The sequence below is a fragment of the Pseudomonas sp. BF-RE-22 genome (assembly GCF_019956155.1).
Lineage (GTDB): Bacteria > Pseudomonadota > Gammaproteobacteria > Pseudomonadales > Pseudomonadaceae > Aquipseudomonas > Aquipseudomonas migulae.
On the sequence record NZ_JAHBDD010000018.1, the window covers coordinates 49,542 to 71,656 of the forward strand.

Annotated in this window: 24 protein-coding genes; 1 reads left to right on the top strand and 23 read right to left on the bottom strand. The window is 61.4% G+C overall.

The genetic code is table 11. The features are described from left to right. Window positions 1-17: 17 nt before the first annotated feature. The 22 genes from KGA82_RS11610 to KGA82_RS11715 all read right to left on the bottom strand — a co-directional run bounded on the left by KGA82_RS11610 (window position 18) and on the right by KGA82_RS11715 (window position 20,365). Window positions 18-731: a hypothetical protein gene (locus KGA82_RS11610; protein WP_223450405.1), complete on the bottom strand. Its 714-nt coding sequence runs from the start codon at window positions 729-731 to the stop codon at window positions 18-20. Next, window positions 728-1,876, bottom strand: coding sequence for a DUF2515 family protein (locus tag KGA82_RS11615; protein WP_223450406.1), 1,149 nt, complete (start codon window positions 1,874-1,876; stop codon window positions 728-730). Before KGA82_RS11615 ends, KGA82_RS11610 begins: the two co-directional genes overlap by 4 nt. A gap of 230 nt (window positions 1,877-2,106) precedes the next feature. Then, window positions 2,107-3,333, bottom strand: a complete 1,227-nt coding sequence (locus KGA82_RS11620; RefSeq protein WP_223414650.1) for a beta-ketoacyl-ACP synthase — start codon at window positions 3,331-3,333, stop codon at window positions 2,107-2,109. Continuing rightward, on the bottom strand, window positions 3,333-4,061 hold the full coding sequence (gene fabG, locus KGA82_RS11625; RefSeq protein WP_008039909.1) for a 3-oxoacyl-ACP reductase FabG: 729 nt from the start codon (window positions 4,059-4,061) through the stop codon (window positions 3,333-3,335). Before fabG ends, KGA82_RS11620 begins: the two co-directional genes overlap by 1 nt. Next, window positions 4,058-4,546 (bottom strand): hotdog family protein, encoded by a 489-nt coding sequence (locus KGA82_RS11630; protein ID WP_008039908.1) that lies wholly within the window; start codon window positions 4,544-4,546, stop codon window positions 4,058-4,060. The genes fabG and KGA82_RS11630 overlap by 4 nt, the downstream gene beginning before the upstream one ends. Further along, complete coding sequence (locus KGA82_RS11635; protein WP_223450407.1) at window positions 4,543-5,739, bottom strand: beta-ketoacyl-[acyl-carrier-protein] synthase family protein; 1,197 nt, start codon at window positions 5,737-5,739, stop codon at window positions 4,543-4,545. Before KGA82_RS11635 ends, KGA82_RS11630 begins: the two co-directional genes overlap by 4 nt. Continuing rightward, entirely contained in the window at window positions 5,736-6,341 is a 606-nt protein-coding gene (locus KGA82_RS11640; protein ID WP_223450408.1) for a hypothetical protein, read from the bottom strand. Before KGA82_RS11640 ends, KGA82_RS11635 begins: the two co-directional genes overlap by 4 nt. Continuing rightward, complete coding sequence (locus KGA82_RS11645; RefSeq protein WP_223450409.1) at window positions 6,341-7,066, bottom strand: class I SAM-dependent methyltransferase; 726 nt, start codon at window positions 7,064-7,066, stop codon at window positions 6,341-6,343. Before KGA82_RS11645 ends, KGA82_RS11640 begins: the two co-directional genes overlap by 1 nt. Next, window positions 7,063-8,310 (bottom strand): NAD(P)/FAD-dependent oxidoreductase, encoded by a 1,248-nt coding sequence (locus KGA82_RS11650; RefSeq protein WP_223450410.1) that lies wholly within the window; start codon window positions 8,308-8,310, stop codon window positions 7,063-7,065. The genes KGA82_RS11645 and KGA82_RS11650 overlap by 4 nt, the downstream gene beginning before the upstream one ends. Next, window positions 8,297-9,454 carry a sodium:proton antiporter gene (locus KGA82_RS11655; RefSeq protein ID WP_223450417.1) on the bottom strand — a complete coding sequence of 386 codons (1,158 nt, stop codon included), beginning with the start codon at window positions 9,452-9,454 and terminating at the stop codon, window positions 8,297-8,299. Before KGA82_RS11655 ends, KGA82_RS11650 begins: the two co-directional genes overlap by 14 nt. Beyond that, window positions 9,454-11,793, bottom strand: coding sequence for an MMPL family transporter (locus tag KGA82_RS11660; protein WP_223450411.1), 2,340 nt, complete (start codon window positions 11,791-11,793; stop codon window positions 9,454-9,456). The genes KGA82_RS11655 and KGA82_RS11660 overlap by 1 nt, the downstream gene beginning before the upstream one ends. Beyond that, window positions 11,777-12,379, bottom strand: coding sequence for an outer membrane lipoprotein carrier protein LolA (locus tag KGA82_RS11665; RefSeq protein WP_223450412.1), 603 nt, complete (start codon window positions 12,377-12,379; stop codon window positions 11,777-11,779). The genes KGA82_RS11660 and KGA82_RS11665 overlap by 17 nt, the downstream gene beginning before the upstream one ends. Continuing rightward, window positions 12,376-12,801: an acyl-CoA thioesterase gene (locus KGA82_RS11670; protein ID WP_223450413.1), complete on the bottom strand. Its 426-nt coding sequence runs from the start codon at window positions 12,799-12,801 to the stop codon at window positions 12,376-12,378. The genes KGA82_RS11665 and KGA82_RS11670 overlap by 4 nt, the downstream gene beginning before the upstream one ends. Then, window positions 12,794-14,338 (bottom strand): histidine ammonia-lyase, encoded by a 1,545-nt coding sequence (gene hutH, locus KGA82_RS11675; protein ID WP_008039899.1) that lies wholly within the window; start codon window positions 14,336-14,338, stop codon window positions 12,794-12,796. The genes KGA82_RS11670 and hutH overlap by 8 nt, the downstream gene beginning before the upstream one ends. Continuing rightward, window positions 14,319-15,266: a glycosyl transferase gene (locus KGA82_RS11680; RefSeq protein WP_192226881.1), complete on the bottom strand. Its 948-nt coding sequence runs from the start codon at window positions 15,264-15,266 to the stop codon at window positions 14,319-14,321. The genes hutH and KGA82_RS11680 overlap by 20 nt, the downstream gene beginning before the upstream one ends. After that, entirely contained in the window at window positions 15,263-15,997 is a 735-nt protein-coding gene (locus KGA82_RS11685) for a glycosyltransferase family 2 protein (protein ID WP_223450414.1), read from the bottom strand. The genes KGA82_RS11680 and KGA82_RS11685 overlap by 4 nt, the downstream gene beginning before the upstream one ends. A gap of 131 nt (window positions 15,998-16,128) precedes the next feature. After that, complete coding sequence (locus tag KGA82_RS11690) at window positions 16,129-17,811, bottom strand: acyl-CoA synthetase family protein (RefSeq protein ID WP_223450415.1); 1,683 nt, start codon at window positions 17,809-17,811, stop codon at window positions 16,129-16,131. After that, the gene (locus tag KGA82_RS11695) at window positions 17,808-18,353 is read right to left on the bottom strand and encodes a hypothetical protein (RefSeq protein ID WP_008025126.1); all 546 of its coding nucleotides are present in this window, start codon (window positions 18,351-18,353) and stop codon (window positions 17,808-17,810) included. The genes KGA82_RS11690 and KGA82_RS11695 overlap by 4 nt, the downstream gene beginning before the upstream one ends. Continuing rightward, window positions 18,350-18,604, bottom strand: a complete 255-nt coding sequence (locus KGA82_RS11700) for an acyl carrier protein (RefSeq protein WP_008025124.1) — start codon at window positions 18,602-18,604, stop codon at window positions 18,350-18,352. Before KGA82_RS11700 ends, KGA82_RS11695 begins: the two co-directional genes overlap by 4 nt. A gap of 9 nt (window positions 18,605-18,613) precedes the next feature. Beyond that, window positions 18,614-18,874: a phosphopantetheine-binding protein gene (locus KGA82_RS11705; RefSeq protein ID WP_008025122.1), complete on the bottom strand. Its 261-nt coding sequence runs from the start codon at window positions 18,872-18,874 to the stop codon at window positions 18,614-18,616. After that, on the bottom strand, window positions 18,855-19,664 hold the full coding sequence (locus tag KGA82_RS11710; protein WP_008025119.1) for a lysophospholipid acyltransferase family protein: 810 nt from the start codon (window positions 19,662-19,664) through the stop codon (window positions 18,855-18,857). The genes KGA82_RS11705 and KGA82_RS11710 overlap by 20 nt, the downstream gene beginning before the upstream one ends. Beyond that, entirely contained in the window at window positions 19,640-20,365 is a 726-nt protein-coding gene (locus KGA82_RS11715) for a beta-ketoacyl synthase chain length factor (RefSeq protein WP_008042032.1), read from the bottom strand. Before KGA82_RS11715 ends, KGA82_RS11710 begins: the two co-directional genes overlap by 25 nt. Window positions 20,366-20,719: 354 nt before the next feature. On the opposite strand from KGA82_RS11715, the gene KGA82_RS11720 reads away from it, so the two are divergent. Further along, window positions 20,720-21,490, top strand: a complete 771-nt coding sequence (locus KGA82_RS11720; protein WP_008025116.1) for a ParA family protein — start codon at window positions 20,720-20,722, stop codon at window positions 21,488-21,490. A 134-nt stretch (window positions 21,491-21,624) separates the two neighbouring features. Here the strand turns inward: KGA82_RS11720 and trxC are convergent, their stop codons facing one another. After that, entirely contained in the window at window positions 21,625-22,059 is a 435-nt protein-coding gene (gene trxC / locus KGA82_RS11725; protein WP_008042033.1) for a thioredoxin TrxC, read from the bottom strand. Window positions 22,060-22,115 lie beyond the last annotated feature (56 nt).

Genomic DNA, 22,115 nt, shown 5'->3' on the forward strand with positions numbered 1-22,115 from the left:
GGTTACCATCGCGCAACTCAAGGTTCTCCACTGCCAGCGGTCGACTCGGTGATCGACGGTTGCTTGGGATGGCCAGGGTGCAGCGGATTCTCCTGCTCCCATCTTTCTTCAATTTCATCGAAGGGTACCCACGGTCTGGCAATGGAAAGGGTGATGAGATAGCGTTCTTCGGTCGGATTTCTGGAGTCACTGAACTGTCCCAGAACCAGCATTACTTGATACTTGTCTCCTGCCTGCCAGAAGGATCGCCCGGATCGTTCGCTGTCCCCAAGCCTGGCCCGCCATTCGGGTGTATCGGCGATGGTGGGGTTGTTTCGCAGGCCCATCGCCATCCAGCCTTTTCCTCGCCATTGCTCCTGTAAGTCGAGAACGACCTTGAGGGCGTCATCGAGCAGCAACGGTTCTATTTGGGGGGACATGCGGATGTCTTCAATGACATTGTCGTCAAATCCGACAGTGAAAAAGCGAGCCAGAGGCGTGACGAACCCGTACTGCGGGTCAATTAATCGCAATCGTGCATCCACCGAAGGGATGCCGAGCCATAGGTGCCCAGGGAGCAACGGGCTAAAAGAGGCTGAAGAACGGTTACGCATTTCTTCATACGTTCCGCCTATCTCCAGGGCAATTTCCGGTTCTCCCCACAGAGGCTGCTTCAGTTGATGGATGGCAGCCAGCATCAGCACAGCCATAAGCAGCCAGCCTGCGCCTCGGTGCCAGTGGCGCAGGTTCATGCCTCGCCACCCGAGGCGATTTCTCGAATCGACTGCTCTAATGCACCTCGGTTACCGTCGTTGAGCATGCCATCAAAACTTGCCGCAGCCCGGAGTACAAACGGCATGCGTTGATCGATGTCCGACAAGTCAGCCAGTGGATTGCTACTGAAACCAATGGTGCGTCCGTCCTCAACAGGTTGGCATTGGCTCGTGAGGGTCAACTCGATAGCCTGGGCCACGCCAGAGGGAAAACCGGTCACGTAGGCAGCGTGGTTTGCACGTAGTAGAGCCACCATTTGCGGGTCCTCGTAAATGGCGGGCTGCAGAATGTTGCGCTGCTCATGCCTCGCTAGATACACAACGCTCCTGGCAATATCCCCTGCTTCAATCGACTCGAAAGCAAAAAGAATTTCCTGCTGAAATTGACCGAAAACGAGCGTTTCCTGACCTACCGGCCAAAGCACCGGAAACTTCGGATGCCCATAGATTCCCTCTCGCGCTTTCAGGCACTTCTTCAATTCCTTCAACCCACGCTTTGCATAAAACTCATGCAACGGGAAAATATCCAGAAACAGCGTGGTGTTTCCAAGCGCCATCATGTCGTGAACATGTCGGAACTGTTGTTGCACCAGCGAAAAGTCCTCCCCCGCTGAACGAAAATCCACCGGAGGCACCGGATTACGCGCATCGGCTTCCTTGTAGTCGCGCAGTTCATCCGCCTGCCCGGACATCTTGTCCGGGGTCAACAAACCATGCTCTCGGCGGCTGTCGCGCATTCGCCCTCGCGTCTCACGCTCTTCGCGAATGAGTTCAATACTGTCCGCCGCATGCAGCAGTCCGCAGCCAACCTGCTTGGAAGCAAACGCCGCGAGCCCGGCCCACTGGAATCTCGAGTCATGCAGCCACAGCCGAGCATAAGCGGCATTTATCACACGATTGCGTTCCACGGGATCAGCGATCAGAACCCCCCCGGGGGCAACGATTTCTTCGGCTTCGCGTTGGTAGATACGCCAAAGGCATGCGCACGTGAGGATGGGGACGTCGGTCACCATGGTCTTGACGCCGTAAAGCAGTTCTTCTTTGCATTCACAGTCAGCAACGGGCGTGCTGTTGTGGTTCAGGCGTTGTTCATCGCAGGGGTGTACTTTGAAACACTGAGTCATGTCTGGAGGACTGCCTATCAGGGAATTCTTGAACCCTAACAGCCATAAATCCCGCTCAGATCAGGCAGACGAAAAATCAGAAGTCACTGGCAGATGAGATGCGCAAAGCGCGAGGAAATTACGATGAGGCGTGTAGGAAATATCCTCAAGCGTCTTGTCCATCGTCGAAAACCATCTTTTTTGTTGGGGGGAGTCAATGATCGCCGCAAGCAGCGATCATTTGATTTCGCTTAAACCCAGCGCTTGAAGATCAGCGAGGTGTTGACGCCGCCAAACGCGAAGTTGTTGTTCATCACATACTGATTGCTCATCTGCCGAAACTCGCCGCGCAGGTAATCGAGCTTGCCGCAGTGCGGATCGACCTCATCGAGGTTGAAGGTGTGCGCGTACAAATCGCGGTTCATCATTTCGATGCTGAACCAGGATTCCAGTGCGCCGCAGGCGCCGAGGGTGTGGCCGAGGAAGCTCTTCTGTGAACTGATCGGCATGTGTTCGCCGAACAGGCTGCTGGTCGCCAGTGTTTCAGCGATGTCGCCCTGTTCGGTCGCGGTGCCGTGACCGTTGACGTAGCCGATGTCCGATGGCTGCAAACCGGCGTCTTCCAGGGCCAGCTCCATGGCGCGGCGCATGGTGGCCTGCTCTGGACGGGTGGTGTGTTGGCCGTCGGCGTTGCTGCCGAAGCCGACGAGTTCGGCGTGAATGTGTGCGCCGCGTGCCAGCGCGTGTTCGAGCTCTTCCAGCACCAGCATGCCGCCGCCTTCACCGATCACCAGGCCATCGCGAGCGCTGTCGTAAGGGCGTGGCGACGTCTGCGGCGCGTCGTTTTTCAGGCTGGTGGCGTAGAGCGCGTCGAAGACCATGGCTTCGGTGGGGCACAGCTCTTCGGCGCCGCCGGCGAGCATCAAGGGCAAGCGGCCGAACTTGATCGATTCGTAGGCGTAACCGATGCCCTGACTGCCGCTGGTGCAAGCACTGGAAGTCGGGATCAGTCGGCCGGTGAGGCCGAAAAAGATGCTGATGTTGGCCGCCGTGGTGTGCGGCATCATGCGCACGTAGGAGTTGGCGTTCAGGCCTTCGGCCACCGAGTTGAGCAGCATGTTGCCAAATGCCTTGATTTCGTCGGTGCTGCCGGTGGATGAGCCGCAGGCGACGCCCATGCGCCCGTCCTTGATCGAAGGGTCACCGAGCAAACCGGCATCGGCCAACGCCTGTTCCGCCGCGCCGACGGCCAGGCGCGAGACGCGGCCCATGCTGCGCAGTTGTTTGCGGGTCCAGTGGCTCGGCACTTTGAAATCATCAATGGGCCCGGCCAGGCGCGTGTTGAGCTCGGTGAAACGGTCCCACTCGTCCATGCGGCGGATGCCGCTGCGGTTGGCTGCGAAGTTGCCGGCGATGGTTTCCCAGTCGCTGCCCAGTGAGGTGATGCCGGCCATGCCGGTGACGACGACGCGCTTCATCAGCACAGGCCTCCGTTGACGGCCAGAACCTGCCGGGTGATGTACGACGCTTCCGCCGACATCAGGAAATTCACCGCGCCGGCCACCTCTTCCGGGGTGCCCATGCGCTGTGCGGGAATCATTTTCATCAGTTCTTCCACTGGCACGTTTTCGTCGAGCATGGCGGTGTCGATCAGGCCGGGTGCGACGCAATTGACGGTGATTTTGCGCTTGCCCAGTTCAATCGCCAACGCTTTTGCCGCGCCGATCAAACCGGCCTTGGAGGCACTGTAATTGACCTGCCCGCGATTGCCGATCAAACCGGAAACCGAGGTGATGCAAACGATTCGCCCGGCGGCGCGACGACGGATCATCGGCATCATCACCGGGTGCAGCACGTTGTAGAAACCGTCGAGGTTGGTGCGCATCACCACATCCCAATCATCCTCGCTCAGCGCCGGAAAAGCACCGTCACGCGTCAGGCCGGCGTTGAGCACCACGCCGTAATAGGCGCCATGGCTTTCCACGTCGGCTTCGAGAATGGCTTTGCAACTGGCGCGGTCGGACACGTCGAATTGCAGGATGCGTGCGTTGCGGCCCAAGGCTTCGATTTCGGCCTTTACCCCTTCGGCGTCTACCAGGCCGCTGCGGCAATGCAGCACGATGTCATGCCCGGCCTGAGCCAGACGCAACGCGATAGCGCGGCCGATGCCACGGCTGGAACCGGTGACCAGTACGGATTCAGTCATGCCTGCGTTCCTTGTGAAAAGCCTTGTGAAGAGCTTTGTGGGGTTTCATGAAGATATTGAGCGGCTTGCGGTGGACGAAACACGTTCAGACGGGCGGTAGCGTGAATGCCGGGGGCGTTGATGTGGCATTCGAACACGCCCATGCCGTTGTCGTCTTCCAGTGAACGCAGCCCATGGATAGTCAGCTCGGTGCCGGCGGGAAAGTGGTCGACATTGCATTCGAATTTGCGGGTGCCGAGCAGGAAGCCCAGCTCCACCGCATCGCCTCGCTGGCGCGCATGGCAGCCGGCGAAGGCGGCGACGCTCTGGGCCATCAGTTCGATGCCGACCCACGCCGGCAGGCTGCCGTCGGGACGGTTGAACAGGCCATCGGGCTTGACGGTGAGGCGGGTGTGGATCTGCTCGTCATCGAACGCGAGGATCTGATCGATGAGGATCATGTCGCCAGCGTGCGGCAGCAGTTCGGCGAGCGGCCAGTCAATCATGGGGCGTCTCCGATAATCAGGCTGACGTTATTGCCACCGAAGGCAAAGGAGTTGCTCATCAGGTAGCGAGGTGCAATGGACGCCAGGCGATCGGCCGGGGTCACCCAATTCAGGGCTGGCAGTTGCGGGTCAGGCTGGCCGTCCCAGACATGTGGCGGCAACGTATGTGTTTGATTGTCAGCGCTCAGGCTCAGCCAGCAGAACGCCGCTTCCAGCGCGCCGGCCGCGCCGAGGGTATGACCGGTCATCGGTTTGGTCGAAGAACACGGCACGCCGGCCGGGAACAAGGCCGACACCGCGAGGCTTTCCATGGCGTCATTGTGTTGCGTGGCGGTGCCGTGCAGGTTCAGGTAGCCGATCTGTTCGGGTTGCAGGTTCGCGCGGCCCAGGGCTTTGCGCATCGCTTGCAGGGCGCCACGGCCGGTCGGTTCCGGCGCGGAAATGTGGTGCGCATCTGAGCTGGCGCCACTGCCGAGCAGTGCAATCGATGGTTTATCGCCAGCCACTTTGGTCATCAGGAACAGCACCGCCGCTTCGCCGATGTTGATGCCGTTACGGTTGACCGAAAACGGGTTGCAACGTTGTTCGGACACCGCCTCCAGCGCCGAGAAGCCGTTGAGGGTCAGTTTGCACAAACTGTCGACGCCGCCGCACAACACTGCGTCGCACAGGCCCAGATCCAATAGGCGCTGGGCACTCATCAGCGCCCGGGCGCTGGAGGTGCAGGCGGTGGAAATCACATAGGCCGGGCCGCTGAGTTGCAGCCAGTCGGCAAGGAAATTCGCCGGCGCGCCGAGTTCCTGTTGCTGATAGTCGTAATAGTCCGGGAACTGATGTTCGCGGATGTAATGGGCCAGGCCGCGACTGGCTTCATCGATGCCGGACGTGCTGGTGCCGAGGATCACGCCGATGCGGTCGCGGCCGTAGGTCTGGATCGCCTGATCAATGTCGTCGCGGATTTGCAGCGCCGCTTCCAGCAACAACTGATTGTTGCGGGTGCTTTGCTTTACCAGTTCCGCCGGGATCGGCGCCAGATCACCGCGCACTGCGGCCACCGGCAACGAACGTTCCGGTACCCAGCCAGACTCGCTGCGCATGCCGGAGCAATCGCCGGCAAACAGGTTGCGCGCGACTTCGTGCTTGTCGCGGCCCAGGGCGCAGATCACCCCGAGGGCGTTGAGGTAGGCGGTCATGGCGTCTCACCGGACAGGGGTGTGACTTGGTACGTCGGACCTTTGGGCAGGTTCAATTCAAAGCTCATCGGTTGTGAATATCGGACTTCCCAGTGCTCGGGCAGGGAGCGTTGTGCGCCATGCTGCCAGGCAGCGGGGTAGTTGCCGTGCAACTCATCCTTGGGTGTCAGCGCAAACAGCAATGCTGCAAACAACTCTCGGGCTTCCGGGTTGGGCGGCAACAGGCCGTCCGCTTGCCATTGACCGTCGATCAATTTTTGTCGCGCCTGTGGAATGCCCAGCAGGTCCATCATCGACCAGCGAATGCCCGGGCCTTCACGCGCAATCACCAGTACCCAGTCCTGACGCTGGCCGTCCGCCAGACGCTGGATGTGCAATTGCTGCGGCAACGGCAGGTTCGGGGTTTGCTCGGGCAGCGGTGCCTTGCTGGCGCAGGCGCTGATCAGCAGGACCGCGCCAATGAGCAAAAATCTCAACACCGCCGCATACCCTGTGGGAGTGAGCCTGCTCGCGATGGCGGCCATACAGTCGACATTTATGCTGACTGACACACCGCTATCGCGAGCAGGCTCGCTCCCACAGTTTTGAGTTGCACTAGACATCACACAGCACCTTCAAAGGGTTTGCGCGCCACCACATTGACCAGGGTTTCTTCCCGTTGGCCGAAGGGTTTTGGCTGGCGCAGACCCCAGCGTTCAAGCAGGCCGAAATCCTTGGCGCGACTCCACCACAAGTAAGGATAAGACACGTTGTGCGGGCCGAATTCGAAACCCTGGCGACGAATCATTTCAAGGTACCCGGCGGCGCTCTTCTGCACATGCATCGGATGGCGGAACAACCAGCGGATCACCCAGGTATCAATGTAAGCCTCGGTGGATTCGGCGAACAGCAGATAACCGCCCGGCTTGAGCACACGGTAGAACTCGGCGAGCGCTTTGTCCTGTTCCACCAGATGATGGAAGGTCTGGTGACAGAACAACAGGTCGACGCTGGCATCCGGCACGGCCAGCGTGGCGCAGTCGCTACCGATCAACTCCACGTCCATGCCCTGACGGGTGGCTTCTGCGCCGCTCAGGTCGAGGCTGTGCGGGTCGGCGTCCACGCCGATCAGGCGCTGTGGCGCAAAGGTCTGGCGCAGGAACTGGAACGACTTGCCCTGGCCGCAACCGGCATCCAGCAACACCGGATGGGCGGGCAACGGTTCGCTGAAGAGGCTGCGCAGGTCATTGATTGCCACACGCAGCACATGGTGCTGCCAGGTGTGGCTGCGCAGGAACCAGAACCCGAAGCGCGTCTCCTCGACGTAGTTGTCGCTCAAGTAGCTCATGTGGCATCCCTTGCACAGAGTTCCGACAGCATCCGCAGCCGGCGTTTCGGTTCGGCGACGAACGGATTGCGTTCATCCCAGGCATAACCGGCGAGGATCGAACTGATCATGCGGCGGATGTCCGGCGAGCTGTCCGGATGGAAAATCACGTCCTGGAACGTCCCGGCATACCAGCCTTCAACGTAGCAGCGGAAGGTGTCGACGCCGCGCTTGAGCGGTGTGGCGAACTCGGTTTGCCAGTCGACACGTTCACCTTGCAGTTGGCGATGCAAAACCCCGGCGGCCATGCTCGCCGAACGCATGGCGATGGTCACGCCGGAGGAGAACACCGGGTCGAGAAACTCCGCCGCATTGCCCAGCAACGCAAAACCCGGGCCGTGCAGGGTTTTGACGTTGGCCGAGTAGCCGCCGATGGTACGCGCCGGTGTATCCCACACCGCGTTGTTCAACACGCTGGAGAGGCTTGGCGTCTCGGCAATGAAACCGCGCAGGCAATCGTCCAGGTTCTCGGCGCGACCGGCGAAATGCTCCGCCGCCGCGACCACGCCCACCGAGCAACGGCCATTGCTGAACGGGATGGTCCAGAACCAGACATCGCGTTTGGTTGGATGTGTGGTGACGAGGATTTTCGTGCGGTCGAAACCCGGGTGGTCGATGTGGTCTTCGACGTGGGTGAATACCGCCTGGCGCACCGGAAAATTCGAGGGTGCCTCAAGGTCGAGCAGGCGCGGCAGCACGCGGCCGTAGCCGCTGGCATCGAGCATGAAATCAGCCTCGACGCGGTACTCGCTGCCGTCCTCGCGCTGCACACCGAGCAGCGGTTTTTCCCGCTCGATATCGACGCTGACGATCGCTTCGCCATAGCGGATTTCCGCGCCTTGCAGCGCGGCTTGATCGGCCAGCAGTTTGTCGAAATCGGCGCGCTGGACTTGAAACGTGGTCGGCTTGCCGTTGCTGAAGGTGTCGCCGAAATCGAAGGCGCTGTACTGCTCGCCCCAGGCGAACGCCGCACCGGTTTTCAGCTGGAAACCTGCAGCGTTAACCGCCTCGAGCATGCCGGCTTCTTCGACGAAATCCAGGCAGTGCGACAGCAGGCTTTCGCCGATGGAGAACCGTGGGAAATGCTGGCGTTCGATCACTAACACATCGTGGCCCTTGCGCTTGAGCAGCGCGGCGGCGATGGCGCCCGATGGACCGGCGCCGATGATCACTACCTGACGACGTTCCATTTCAACGATTGGCATGGGGGCTCCTTGCCGGGACGGCAGCTTTCAAAGGGATTCGGTGCATGCCGGCCAATGCCGGCAGCAATGTCGCGATAAGACCCATCAGCATCAGCGCAAAGTACAGCGGCGGGCTGATGAGGTGTTGTTGCAGCAGCAGGTTGAGAAAGACGATCTCGCTCAAGCCGCGAATATTGAGCAGCACACTTTCGCGCCAGCGGCTGGCGCCCGCAAACGAAGCGCCGGCCCAGCCAAGTCCCAGCCAGTTGCCCAGCAGTTTGCTGGCAATCGGGAACAGCAGCAGCGCAGCCAGTTGCGCCCAGCTCAGGCTGTCCATGGCGCTGTGGACGTTGATCTGCACGATGCCGAACGTCAGGATCAACGGGATCGCGATCCAGGTCTGCAAGCGATTCATCCACACCGCCGGCATTGGCAGCACCAGCGGCACCTTCAGCGCGGCCATGCACAACAAGTAACCGATGCCGACAATCAGCGCATTGAGCTTGTAGTGCTCGGCCACCACCAGCAACGCGAAGAAGCAGCCGCTGTAGAGCCGTGGCTGGCGCAAGCCGAGTACCCGCAGCAGCACGGGCACGCACGCGCAGGCCAAGGGCAGCAGCAAACTGCTCAGGTGCAGGCTGCCTTGGGCGATGGCGAACACGGTCCAGCACGTGAGGTCGATGAGGATCGCGGTTTGCACCAGGCGCCGGGTCGCGGCGACCGGGTAATCGATATGCCGAAGGTACAGGTACAACACGGGAATCGCGGTAATGGCAAACAGCAGCCCGACCGCCAAAGAGCTGATCCACGGCTGTGGCGGCAGCAGCCAGATCGCTGTCGCGAGCCCGCCGGCGAACGGAATGCAGAAACTCGGCAGGGCGATTTTCAGGCTCTGGCGGTCCAGGCGCAGGTCGATCACGTCGCTGAGGATGTAGCCCAGCAACAGCGCGAAACTCAGGCTGTAGAGGTTTTTCAGCCAGATCGGAGCGACCAGCGTTGCGCCGCTCAAGTGCCATTGAGGTTCGATCCAGAAGTACATCAGCAGCGGCAAACCGACGGTGGCCAGCAACAATTGGCTGACGATCGGGATCAAACCGAAATGGCGCCCGACACGCGTGGCCACGGCGAACAGCGCCAGGGCCATTGCCCAGAACAACACGACCATCACGCTGCCGACTCCGCGACCGTGGCCGCTTGCACGTGCCGTCCGGCCCACGGCGCGAGGATGAAGCTGAACGCCAGGCCGAGGCTCACCGACACCCCGAAGTTGCTCACCGCTGGGGTGCTGGACACGGCCAGCAATCCGAACGACAGCCACGTGGTCAACGCCGCCAGCAAGGTGCCCAGCAGGCTGACGGCGGCGCCGCCGACCTGTTCGCGCATGAGGATCGCGTAATCGACGCTGATCGCCGTCACCAGCAGCAGGCCGAACAGGCTGAACAACGTCAGCGGCTGTCCGAGCCAGCCGAGACTGGCGAGGCTGCACAGCGCCGCCAGCAACGGCAGGGCGACGATGCGCAAGGCGCCGCCAAGGCCGAACGGCAGGATCAGCACCAGCACGATCAGCACGCAGGAGGCGAGTTTCAGTTCCGCAGCGCTGATCTGGGTTTTGGCGAACACGTTATTCAATTCGCCCAGACGATCCACCAGTTCCACCCCCGGCAAGTCCAGCGCTTGCACCCGCAGCAGTGCAGGGTTGTTCAGGCCTTGCAGGCTGACCATCGCCGCCACGCCGTCTTCGGTCGGGCCCAGCCATAGCGTGCGATAGGGTTCGGCCAGCGGACCGGTCAGGGCGCTGTCGATGTCTTCGACCGGCAGTGCCTGCAACTTCGCCAATTCGGTTTTCAGAGCTTCGACCGGCACGCCGACGTCGAGCAGCGGTTGCCAGAACGCCGGCAACTTGTTCAGCGCTTCGCGCACTTGCCGTTGCTCGCTGGGCTGGCTGACCAGTTGATTCAGCGACAGATAGCCTTGAAGTTTGTTCAGATTGACCAACTGATCCAGCCGCTCGCTCAACGCGGTTTGGCGTTCGAGCAATGCTTGTTGATTGGCCGCTCGCACCAGGAAAAACTGGCTGGTGGGTTGGTAGCCGGTGATGCGCGCAATGGTCTGGGCTTCGTCGGTCAATTGCTGCGGTGCGCCGACCCATTGGCGAATATCGTTTTTGGTATCGAGCTGCAACAGACCGCCCACGCAGAAGGCAATCAGCAGCACCAGCAGCACAGGCGTACGGGCGATTTTCAACAGCTTTTCGCGCAGTGCCAGCAAATACTCGGCGACGCGCAATGGCCATTGCGCCGGGCGCAAATCCGAACCCTTGAGCAGCGCAGGCAACAGGCACACCGCAGACAGGTAGGCGCCGAGCAGGCCGGCGGCGGAGAATACGGCGATCTGGGTCAGGGCCGGGAAGGGGGTCCAGGCCAGCGCGAGGTAACCGATGCAACTGGTGATCAGGCTCAGCGTCAGCCCCGGCAAGGTCAGGCGCAACGCCGGCCAGCTGTGCCAGGGTTTCAGGCTCCAGCTCTTGGACAAATAGTGCAGCGGGTAGTCGACCGCGACGCCGATCAGGCTGGAGCCGAGCACCAGCGTCATCACATGCATATGGCCGAACAGCGCCACGCACGCCACCGCGCCAAACAGCATGCCCACCAGCACCGGGACGAAGGCCAGCAATACGCGCAAACGGCGGAAGGCCAGCAACAACAGCAACAGAATGCCGACGGTGGCACCACCGCCGACCCAGGTTATCTCGCGTGTGGCTTGCCGCTGCCCGTTGGCCGCGTAGAGCAAGCCGCTGGCGGCCAGCAGTTGCACGTCAGCCTGGGCCGCTTCTTCACGGCTGTGTTTGAGCAGATCGGCCACTTGCAGCGGCAGGTTCATGTCGAAAGCATTGCCGGTGGTGCGCGCCCGCAGCAACACCCAGCTTTTGCCATCGGCATCGGCAACCAGTGCGCCGCTGCCGATGTCCAGTTGCACCGAACCGTGTTGCGGCTGGCTGTTCTGGATGCGCCCGGTCAGGCCCAGCCAGTCATCCTGGCTCGCCACCAGGCTGAAACCGGTGAATGGGTCGAACAATGCCTGCACCCGTTGCTGGATGAACGCGTCGGGATGCTCGATCAATTGCTGGCGATCCGCTGCCGAGAGCATCGCCAACCTGCCTTGCAGCAGTTGCGTGCGCAGCGCCGGCAAGTCGGCTTGCAGGGTCCACTGGACCTTTTCGAACAAACCGCTGGCCTGCCATTGCTCGCCCAGTTTCTGCGCCATGGCGACGGCTTGCTGGCGATCGGTGTGACCGACCAGCACCAGCATTTCGCGGTTCAGCGGTTCTTGCATGCGTTGTTCGGCGCGCAGTTCCAGCGCGTCTGGCGCCGTGCCCGGCACCAGTTCCATCAGGTTGGCCGACAGCGGCGCACCGTCCCGCCATTGCCAGCCGGCGAGCGCGAGCACCGCCAGCAGCAGGATCAGAAACAGCCGTGGAAGCGTGCGTTCACTCGGCAAAGTCATGTTGCTCCGCGTCGCTCAAGGGTTGGGTGCTGGTGCTGTCCTGCATCCGCAGCAAGGTGCTGTCACCCTGGGTTTCCAGCAGCTCGATGGTGTTCACCAATTCGCCGCCGGTGATGTTGATCTGATTGAACACCTGCTTGAGCAGCAGCGAGCGCGGGGTCAGCGTCAGTTTCCAGTTCTGTGCTTCGCCGCTCAGGGACAGTTCGAAGTCCCGTTGCAGCCCGCTGCTGTCGCCTTGCAGCACGGCGAGGAACAAGCGGTTCTGCTCGGCGCCGGCACTCTTGCCGGGCAGCATTTGCCAGCCGCTGGCGTCACGCCGAGCGATGCCTTTGCCGGTGATGCGGTAATCCTGTTGCAGCGGAGTTTTCAGCAACCACAGCAGGCCGTGGTTTTTCGCGAGGACGAAGGTGCCTTTGCTGGTCAGCGGCTGGGGCAGGGCGCGCAGGTGTTTTTCCTGGATGAAGTGGCCGTGGATCACGTCGGGTTTGGCCAGTTGATCGCTGAGCTGTTGCAGATCGAAGGAGTGGGCCATCGATGACAGGCCGAGCAGCGCCAAAGCGCCGAGGCATCTGAAAAACGGCTTCATGCGAGCATCCTTTCAACAGCGTCGGTGAAGATTTTGGGCGAGGCCAATTGCATCTCACGGCTGCTCATGTCGACGGCAACCTGCACGGAGACGGCGCGGGTCAAGCGTTCGCCGGTTTCCAGGTCGCTGATCAGGTAGTTGATCTTCAGCCGGTTCTCCCACTCCACCAGATTGGCGCGCACGTTCAGCTTTTGGCCGAACACCGCACCACGCACATAGCGCAATTGCAGGTCGATCACCGGCCAGGCGTAACCCGACTCGGACATGGCCGTGTAGTTGTGGCCGATTTTATCCAGCAGCGCACAACGGGCGATTTCCAGGTACTTGATGTAATGGCCGTGCCAGACCACGTTCATGCTGTCGACGTCAAAGAACGGCACGAGGATTTCCGTATCAGTGTGAAGCACTCCCTTGCTACGCATGCAGCCTCCAGTGTTGCTCGGCAATCCGTTTCAGGCACAGGCGCAATTCGCCTTCCAGCGCGCGGTCTTCGATGACCGGCGGGAAGTCCTTGGCCAGCTCTTCGTGCATGGCGGCGAGGGCCGGTGGCAACGGGCGCGCGTCCTCGGCCTTGCTGCGCAGCCACACGCCTTGATTGGCGGCGAGCAGCGTGGCGGCGGCGACCTGTTCGGTCAGCTCCAGCACACGAATGGCATCGCGGGCAGCGATGGTGCCCATGCTCACTTTGTCCTGGTTGTGGCATTCGGTGGAGCGCGAAAACACGCTGGCCGGCATGGTGTTTTTCAGCGCTTCGGCGGTCCAGGCGCTGGTGCCGATCTGCACGGCTTTGAAGCCGTGGTTGAGCATCGCTCGATCTGCCGTGGCGCCGGACAAATTGCTCGGCAAGCCATGGTTGTAACGCTCGTCCACCAGCAACGCGAGTTGACGGTCGAGCAGGTCGGCCACGTTGGCCACCAGGTTTTTCAGGCTGTCCATGGCGAACGCGATGTGGCCGCCATAGAAATGCCCGCCGTGCAGCACGCGCTCGGCTTCGGCGTCGATGATCGGGTTGTCGTTGGCGCTGTTGAGTTCGATCTCGATGAACGAACGCAGCCAGTTCAGGCTGTCGGCCAAGACGCCAAGTACGTGCGGCGCGCAGCGCAGGGAATAGCGGTCTTGCAGGCGATGCAGCGGCGCGGTCGGCGCGTCGATCGCCAGATCCTTGCGCAGCCACGCGGCGACCTGCATTTGCCCCGGATGCGGTTTGGTGGCGAACAGGCGCTCGTCGAAGTGCTCCGGATTGCCTTGCAGAGCGACCACGTTCAGCGCGGTGATGCGCGTGGCCAGTTGCAGCAGGTAATCGGCGCGGGCATAAGCCAGGCAGGCGAGGCCGGTCATGACGGCGGTGCCGTTCATCAGCGCGAGGGCTTCTTTGGGGCGCAGCACCAGCGGCTCCCAACCGAGTTCGCGGTGCACATCGGCGGCCTGGCGGCGTTCGCCGCGGAACATCACTTCGCGCTCGCCGGACAGGGTCGCCGCGACGTAGGACAGCGGCGTCAGATCACCGCTGGCGCCCACCGAGCCTTCTTCCGGGATCAGCGGCAAAATGTCGTGTTCAAGGAATGCTTGCAGGCGTTCCAGCAGCTCAATGCGAACCCCCGACACGCCGTGGCACAGCGACTGCAAACGTGCAGCCAGCACCGCGCGGGTGGCTTGGGCGTCGAGCAGTTTGCCCAGGCCGCAGCCGTGGAACGTGTACAGATGACGCGGCAACGCTTCGACGTGATGCAGTGGCACCGCGACCACGCAGGAATCGCCGTAACCGGTGGTCACGCCATAAATCACGCCTTCCTTGTCCAGCAGGGAATCGAGGAATCGTGCGCCCTTGGCGATGCGCTCGCGGTACGCAGGGTCAGCCTGCAACTGCGTCGGCACCTGACGGTTGGCCAGGGCCAGCACGTCTTCGATGCGCAAAGGGAGTTCGCCGAAGGTTACCGGCTCAAGCGTTGGCGTCGTCATCGGTCTTCCAGAAAGGGTAAAAGTTGAACCATTGTTGAGGTGCTTCGAGGCAATAGTGGCCCAGGCGCTCGGCGTAGCGGGTCGCCCACTGATGAATGACCTGCTCGCGGTCGCTGCGCTTCCAGGTGATCGCATCGGCGAACGGTTCGAGGGTCAGTCGATAATCGCCGTCGGGTTTCTTCAGGCACAGCATCAGGTTGACCGGGCATTTCAACAGACCGGCCAACAACCATGGCCCCTGCGGAAACTTTGCCGGATGGCCAAGGAAATCCACGGTCACGCTGCGACCGCCGTGCAACGGCACGCGATCACCGGCAATCGCCAGCCATTCGCCGCGCTCCAGGCGCTCGTGCAGTTGCAGCATGATCACCGGGTCCAGTTCGCTGACCTGAATCAGCCGCAGATTGGTGGCCCCGGCTTCGCCCAGCAGACGGTTGAACTGCTCGGCGTGCTTGGTGTGCACCAGCACGTTCATCGTGACCTTTTCGCCGATCTCCGCCAGCGCGCGGCAGACTTCGAGATTGCCCAGGTGTGCGCCCACCAGCAGTTGCCCGCGGCTGCCACGCAACTGATTGCGCAACAGCGCCGGGTCGACGATTTCGATCTGCTCGATGCTCAGCTTGCCGTTCCACACGTCGAGTTTGTCGAGCATCGAATCAGCGAAGGCCATGAACTGACCGAATACCCGCCAATGGGTCGGACGCAATTCAGTGCGAGCGCTCCAGTCGGCGAGGCGTTGCTGGTATTGCCAGGCACTGCGGCGGGCGCTGCGACCGAACAGGAAAAAGTACAGAACGATGCCGTACAACAGCGGGCTCAACAGTCGGCGGCCGAGGACTTTGGCGCCGAACGCGGTGAGCTTCATCAGCCAGAAGCTGCCGCGCTCCTCGCGGTCGGCCCAATGCTTTTTGTCGACGTTGCTGCTCATGCTCGCCACCGTCGCCAGAGGATTACCGGCGCCCGCAGCAACATGCCGAAGAACAACCGGGTGTGCATGCTCGAAATCAGCACATTGTCGTGGAACATGCGGAAATGCGAGACGCCGTCCAGCGGGTAATGCACCTTGGTTGGCAGCCACTGCATCGGCTGATTGCGCCAGGACAGGCGCACCAGAATGTCCGAGTCGAAGTCCATGCGCTTGCCGACTTTGGCCGATTCGATCACGGCCAGGGTCGGTGACAATGGATAGACGCGGAAACCGCACATGGAATCGCGAATCTGCAACGACAAGGTGTTGATCCACACCATCACGTGCGTCAGGTAGCGGGCGTACAACCGACCTTTCGGCACACTGGCGTCGTATTGCGGATAGCCGCAGATCACTTCGCGCGGATGGGTGCGCGAGTGTTCGATGAACGTCGCGACGTCTTGCAGGTCGTGTTGACCGTCGGCGTCCACCTGCAAGGCGTGGCTGAAGCCCAGGCGTGAGGCTTCGCGCAGACCGGTCATGACCGCGCCACCCTTGCCCTGGTTGGCGGCGAGGCGGATCAGGTAGACCATCTCGCGCTCAGCCAGGCGATCGAGCACCTTGGCGCAGGCCGGGCTGCTGGCATCGTCCACCAGAATGCACGGCAGGCCGTAGGCAATCAGGGCGTCGACCACCGTGGTGATGGCGGTTTCGTGGTTGTAGACGGGCACGACGGCGCAGGGGTTATGCATGTTGGGTTACACCCGCAAGACCGAGTTGCCTGCATCGCGAGCAGGCTCGCTCCCACACTAGATTCGTGCGTGACGCAGACACCCTGTGGGAGCGAGCCTGCTCGCGATTGAGTGCGTAGCACTCACCAAATTTATGCATCACTCGAAGCCTCCAGCAAAATCCGCCCGCTGGAACACGTGGCGGTCTCGTTGCGATAGGCGAAATACAACTTGCTGCGTACCGGATCGAAACGCAGGTGTAACTGGATTTCATCGCCGGGGCGCACCAGTTGCTGGAACTTCAGCACTTCCATGCCGGCGAATTTTTTCGGCAGGTTCATCAACTGCTGGCCAAGGCTCAACGCCCAATCCACTTGCACCACGCCGGGCAATACCGGCGCCTGAGGGAAATGGCCGCTGAAGTAGGCGAGGTCCGGTGGCACCGCCAGTTGCAGGCTCCATTCGCCATCGGCTTCGACCTGCTCCAGCACTTGTGGTGCCTTCGGACGCGGCGCCAGCAACTGCGCTTCGACGTCGGCCTGAGGCAGTTTGCCCTGAGCGTTCAGCGGCAACTGCCGCAGTAAACGCCAACGTCGAGGCAAGGCAAGGGCTTCGCAATGCTGACTCAGGTGTTGGCGCAATGCCTGAGTGAGGGTGCGTCGACCTTGATTGCGCAAGGCATGCAAACCTTGCTCGCTCAGCACCAGCAACGCACCCAGTGATGCGCGATTTTCCTGAACCACGCCCAGGCGCGCTTCGGCGACCCAGTCGTGGGCCATCAGCGCGTGTTCCAGCATCGGCAAGGAGATACGTTTTTCTTCCAGTTTGACGATCCGGTCCAGACGGCCCAGCAATTCGAAGCGGCCATCGGCAGCGATTCGCGCGGCATCCGCGGTGTGTTCAATATGGCCCGGTGGCAGGTACGGCGAGGCAATGAGCAGCGCGCCATCGCTGTCCTGGCTCAATTCGATGCCGGCAAACGGCTGCCACAAATCAAGTCCCTGGCGCCAGGCAATGCCGCCGGTTTCCGAGCTGCCGAAGATTTCCGTCGGCCACTGTTGCAGGCGTTGCTGCAGGCTTTGCGCCGCCTCGGCCGGCAATGCGCCGCCCGAGGAAAACACCCGACGAACCGCGCTCAAGGCCGGCCAGTCGAGGTTGTCGCCCATGCGCTTGAGCAGCGCCGGGCTGGCGACCCAGGCGAAGGCCGGGTGTTCGCGGCTGGCGCGCTGCAAATCTTCCGGAAAGGCCAGTTGCTTGCGCACGAACGAGCGCCCGGCACACAGCGGCCACAACACCCGAAACAGCAAACCGTAGATGTGTTGGGTGGCGACGCTGCCGATGATGCAGGCTTCAGCCAGATCGGCGCCCCAGAGGTGTTCCAGCGCTTCGACTTCATTGGCCAGTTGGCGCAGGTTTTTGTCGATGCGTTTGGGCGCGCCACTGGAGCCGGAGGTGCACAGACTAAGCGTGCAGCGATCAAGGTCCAGCGCTGCGCCACTCAGCGGCGCATGGCGATAGTCGCTCAACTGAGCGTCATCGGCCTGATCCGTCAGCCACAGATCGACTTCGCTCGACCAGCGCTGGCGCGTCTGGGGTTGCAGGTCGGCAGGCAGCAACACGCTGACCCCGGCACGCCAGGCGCCAAGCAGGGCAATTGCCAGGTCGGCGGCGTCTTCCAGATGCACGGCAATGCGCTGCACACCCTGCGCTTGCAGGCCGGCGGCCAGGCTCAGGGCCTGTTCGCACAATTGTGCGTGATTCAGCACCGGCCCGGCCGTTACGGCGCGTTCCGGCTGAGCCTTGAGCAACAGGTGCTCAAGTTTTATCCAATTCATGGGTGGCCTCGTACCCGTTGTCGTATAAGCCATTCAATGGCAAACATCAGGCCGATCAATCCATAGGAGATCAGGCCGGTGTACAACATCCACCAACTCAGCGGCGCCCAGAGGGTCAGGGCGGCGGCGCACAAACCGTTGCAAAGAAAAAACCAGCACCAGGCAATGGTGACCTGGCGGGTGTAACGAATGGCCTTGGCCGGCAAGCGTGGCTCACGCAGGCGGGCCAGGCGCTCGATCATCGGCGGGCCGAATTTCAGGCTCAACCCGAACAGCACCAGCATGAAGCCGCTGATCAGCACGGGGTACCAGCGCAGCATGGCGGGGCTGTCGAACAGTGCAAGCAACAGGCAAAACACGATGGCGACGATGGCCATCCACAGGCTCCCTGGTCGACGCACGCCTGTCACCGCTCGCGCCAGCCACAGGCTGCCCAGCAGCAGGCCGAACTGCCACGGGGCGAAATGCTCCATGCCGAAATACACCGCGAAAGGGTACAGCAGCCCCGCGAGCAGCAGGCCGAGGCCGATCAGTCGACTCATGCGGCCGGCTGAACCAGACGGTAGACCGCCTCGACGACGTCGCTGACGGTACGCACCGATTTGAATTCTTCGGCGGCGATTTTCTTGCCGGTCTGGCGTTTGATGTGATCGATCAGGTCGACCGCGTCAATGCTGTCGATTTCCAGGTCCTGATACAGGTTGGAGTCGAGGCTGACACGTTCTGGATCCAGCTCGAAGAGTTCGACCAAGGCATCGCGCAGGGTGTTGAAAATGTCGTCACGAGTTTGCATGGTCCGGTCTCAAGCTGCCTGTTTTGCAGTGACGAACGCCGCAAGGCTCGCCACGTTGCTGAAGTGATTGCGGGTGTCCTTGGCGTCGGCATCGATTTTGATGCCGTACTTTTTCTGGATCGCCAGGCCGAGTTCCAGGGCGTCGACGGAGTCCAGGCCCAGACCTTCACCGAACAGCGTCTGGTCATTGCCGATGTCTTCGACGCTGATGTCTTCGAGGCCAAGGGCGTCGATGATCAACAGTTTTATTTCACGGTGCAGATCGCTCATCTTCGGCGAGCTCCTTAATAAAGTAGTGATGCAGGTAATCATTGAGCTTGCGCGAGGCTTGAGGCGCCGGGCCTTGTGCAGCGAAGGCCTGTGGGTCTATATCGGCCCCGACACGGAAACTGAAGTGCACGCGACGTTTTGGGATCCGATACCAGGGTTCGGCCTTGGTCAATGTGGTCGGGCTGACCTTGATGACCACGGGAGTGAGGATTTTCGCACCGCGCAGTGCGATCGACGCCGCACCCCGATGGAAGGCGGGTGCTTCGCCGGGTTGGGTGCGGGTGCCTTCGGGAAAAATGATCAGGGTCTGGCCGCTTTTCAGCGCGTCGGCCGCGGCGTCGAGCATGTCCATGCTGCCGTCGTTGCTGATGTATTCGGTGCAGCGTAACGGGCCACGGGTGAAAGGGTTTTCCCACAGGCTGCTTTTGACCACGCAGTTGGAGTGGCGCACCAGGCCGATCAGGAACACCACGTCGATCAGCGATGGGTGATTGGCGATGATCATCTGCCCGGGGCGGCCGAGTTTTTCCGCGCCCTCGATGTCGTAGGTCAGCACGCCGGTGCGGGCCATGAACCGGACGAAAAACCAGAAACAGCGGCTGACGGTTTGCCGCGCGCGCAAGCGGTGCGTCTGTGCATCGCCGGGCAGACAGCCCAGCACCGGGAATACCACCAGGCGCAGGCAAAGCCCGCCCAATCCGAAGAGGGTGAAGCTTGCGGCGGTGGCCAGCAAACGCCAGTAATAGGCGTCGCGGTTTTTTTCGGTTACCGATTGCGTTGCCAGTTCCATACACGATTTTTCCAGGCATGTTGGCAGGTGGTCTGCTGGCCCAGCAGGGTACGCAAGAGATTCAGGGCATGGGGCCAGTGGGCTTTGGACAACTCATCCGAAGTGCTGTTCAAGGACAGTTGCCAGTCATTGCCCGGTGTGAGCAACAAAGCCACCGCGTAGGGAAACGGCACGTCGTCGATCCAGGTCGAATAGGCTTCGGGTGGCTGCTCTTCGGTGACCACCAGCAGGACGGCGGGCGCTCCTTCGCCAAGCAGCGCCGCAGCCTCTAGCATGCCGTGTTCAAGGCCATCGCCGGCCGCAGCCAGCGCGGTCATTTCGCTGGTTTCGCCGCGCATGATCGACCACAGGCCGATGACTGCGTTGTGCACAGACAGGCTGAACTGAGTCGGCGACAGGGGCTGGTCGGCGGCCAGATCGCTGAGGATTTCGAAGGTGCGCGGGGTTTCGCCGTGGCGGGAAATAAAGACCAACGGTAGGTCAGGGCGACCATCGGCCAATGGCCAGCCGACACTGAACGCCATCCGCGCCAGGCGGCTGAGCCGCCGCCGTTGCATGGCCGGCAGAAACGAGACGTCGGGGGCGGCATCGCAGCTTGGCAGCACGACCGGTTGTCGGCTCCAGGCCTGCCAATCGTCCACGCTTTCGAGCCCAGGGGCCCACGCGCGCCATTGGGCGATGTTGAAGTTGATCACAGACATTCATCCCGCCCCTGCGGGCTTTCTTGACGCGGCAAGTCGCAAAATCGGCGATTCACCTGACGTGACGCTGAGCGTCGAGTGGCGCGCATTATCCCGTTGCGGCGAGCGCGTAGCAAATGCTGGTTACATTTTGCTCAACGAAATGTACCGATTGGTTCGTGAAAAGCTGTCGTTTGGCCATTATTCACATCGGTGGACGGATGTCTGTCGGCGCCGAGAGCATTTTTCCGGACGAGAAGGCGGCTTTTTCGGTGAGTGTTTGCACCTGACTGCGTAGTCCCTGTGCCGGCGAGGTAGCTAAGCGACGCCGTGGACTACTACACTCGGTCATCTTTGATACACGGAGGTTTTGACATGCGGCGCGTGGTATTCAATCAGAAAGGCGGCGTAGGCAAATCCAGCATTGCCTGCAATCTGGCGGCGGTCAGTGCCAGCGAGGGCTATCGCACCCTGTTGGTGGATCTTGATGCTCAGGCCAATTCGACCCAGTACCTCACCGGGCTCACCGGTAATGACATTCCGATGGGGATTGCCGACTTCTTCAAGCAAACGCTGTCTTCAGGCCCGTTTTCGAAGAAAAACCAGGTCGATATCTACGAAACCCCTTTCGACAACCTCCACGTCATCACCGCCACCGCCGAACTGGCGGACTTGCAGCCCAAGCTTGAGGCGAAACACAAGATCAACAAGCTGCGCAAACTGCTCGACGAGCTGGCCGAAGATTACGACCGGATCTACCTCGATACGCCGCCAGCGCTAAATTTTTATGCGGTTTCTGCCTTGATTGCCGCCGATCGTGTGCTGATCCCCTTCGACTGCGACAGTTTCTCGCGTCAGGCACTGTACGGTTTGCTGGCGGAAATCGAAGAATTGAAGGACGACCACAACGAAGGGCTGGAGGTCGAGGGTATCGTCGTCAACCAGTTCCAGGCCCGCGCCAGCCTGCCCCAGCAAATCCTCGACGAGTTGATTGCCGAAGGGCTGCCCGTGCTGCCGGTGTACCTGGGCACTTCGGTGCGCATGCGCGAATCGCATCAGGCCAACACGCCGCTGATCCACCTCGACCCACGGCACAAGCTGACCCAGCAATTCGTCGAGCTGCATAGCCTGCTCGAAAACGCCTGATCTTCCCGGCACCACCGAACCCCTGTGGGAGCGAGACCGGCTTGCCGGCGATAGCGGTGTGTCAGACAACATCAATGTTGAATGACAGATAGCAATCGCGAGCAGGCTCGCTCCCACAATGGATCGCGGTGCTATTAAATCCCCTGGCTACGCAACCAGCTCATCAACTGCGGCAACGGAAACGCCCCGCTCTGGCGTGCCACTTCCCGGCCGTTCTTGAACAGAATCAGGCTCGGAATCGAGCGAATCCCCAACTGCGCCGACAACTGCTGATTCGCCTCGCTGTCCAGCTTGGCCAGCCTGCATTTGCCCGCCAACTGACTGGCTGCCTGCTCAAACACCGGCGCAAAAGACTTGCACGGCCCGCACCAGTCCGCCCACACGTCCACCAGCAACGGCAGATCGCCCTTGATCTGACTGGCGTAATCACCTTGTTTCAATTCGAAAGGCTTGCTCAGCAAGACCTCGGCTTTGCAGCGCCCGCATTTCGGCTGATCGCCGAGGCGCTCGGCGGGGATGCGGTTGAGGCCGTTGCAGTGGGGGCAGGGGATGAGGAGTGGTTCGGACATAATCGGGCTCTGAATAAATGGGTAATCAGTGAAGCTGATCTGGAGTCGAAGTCGGT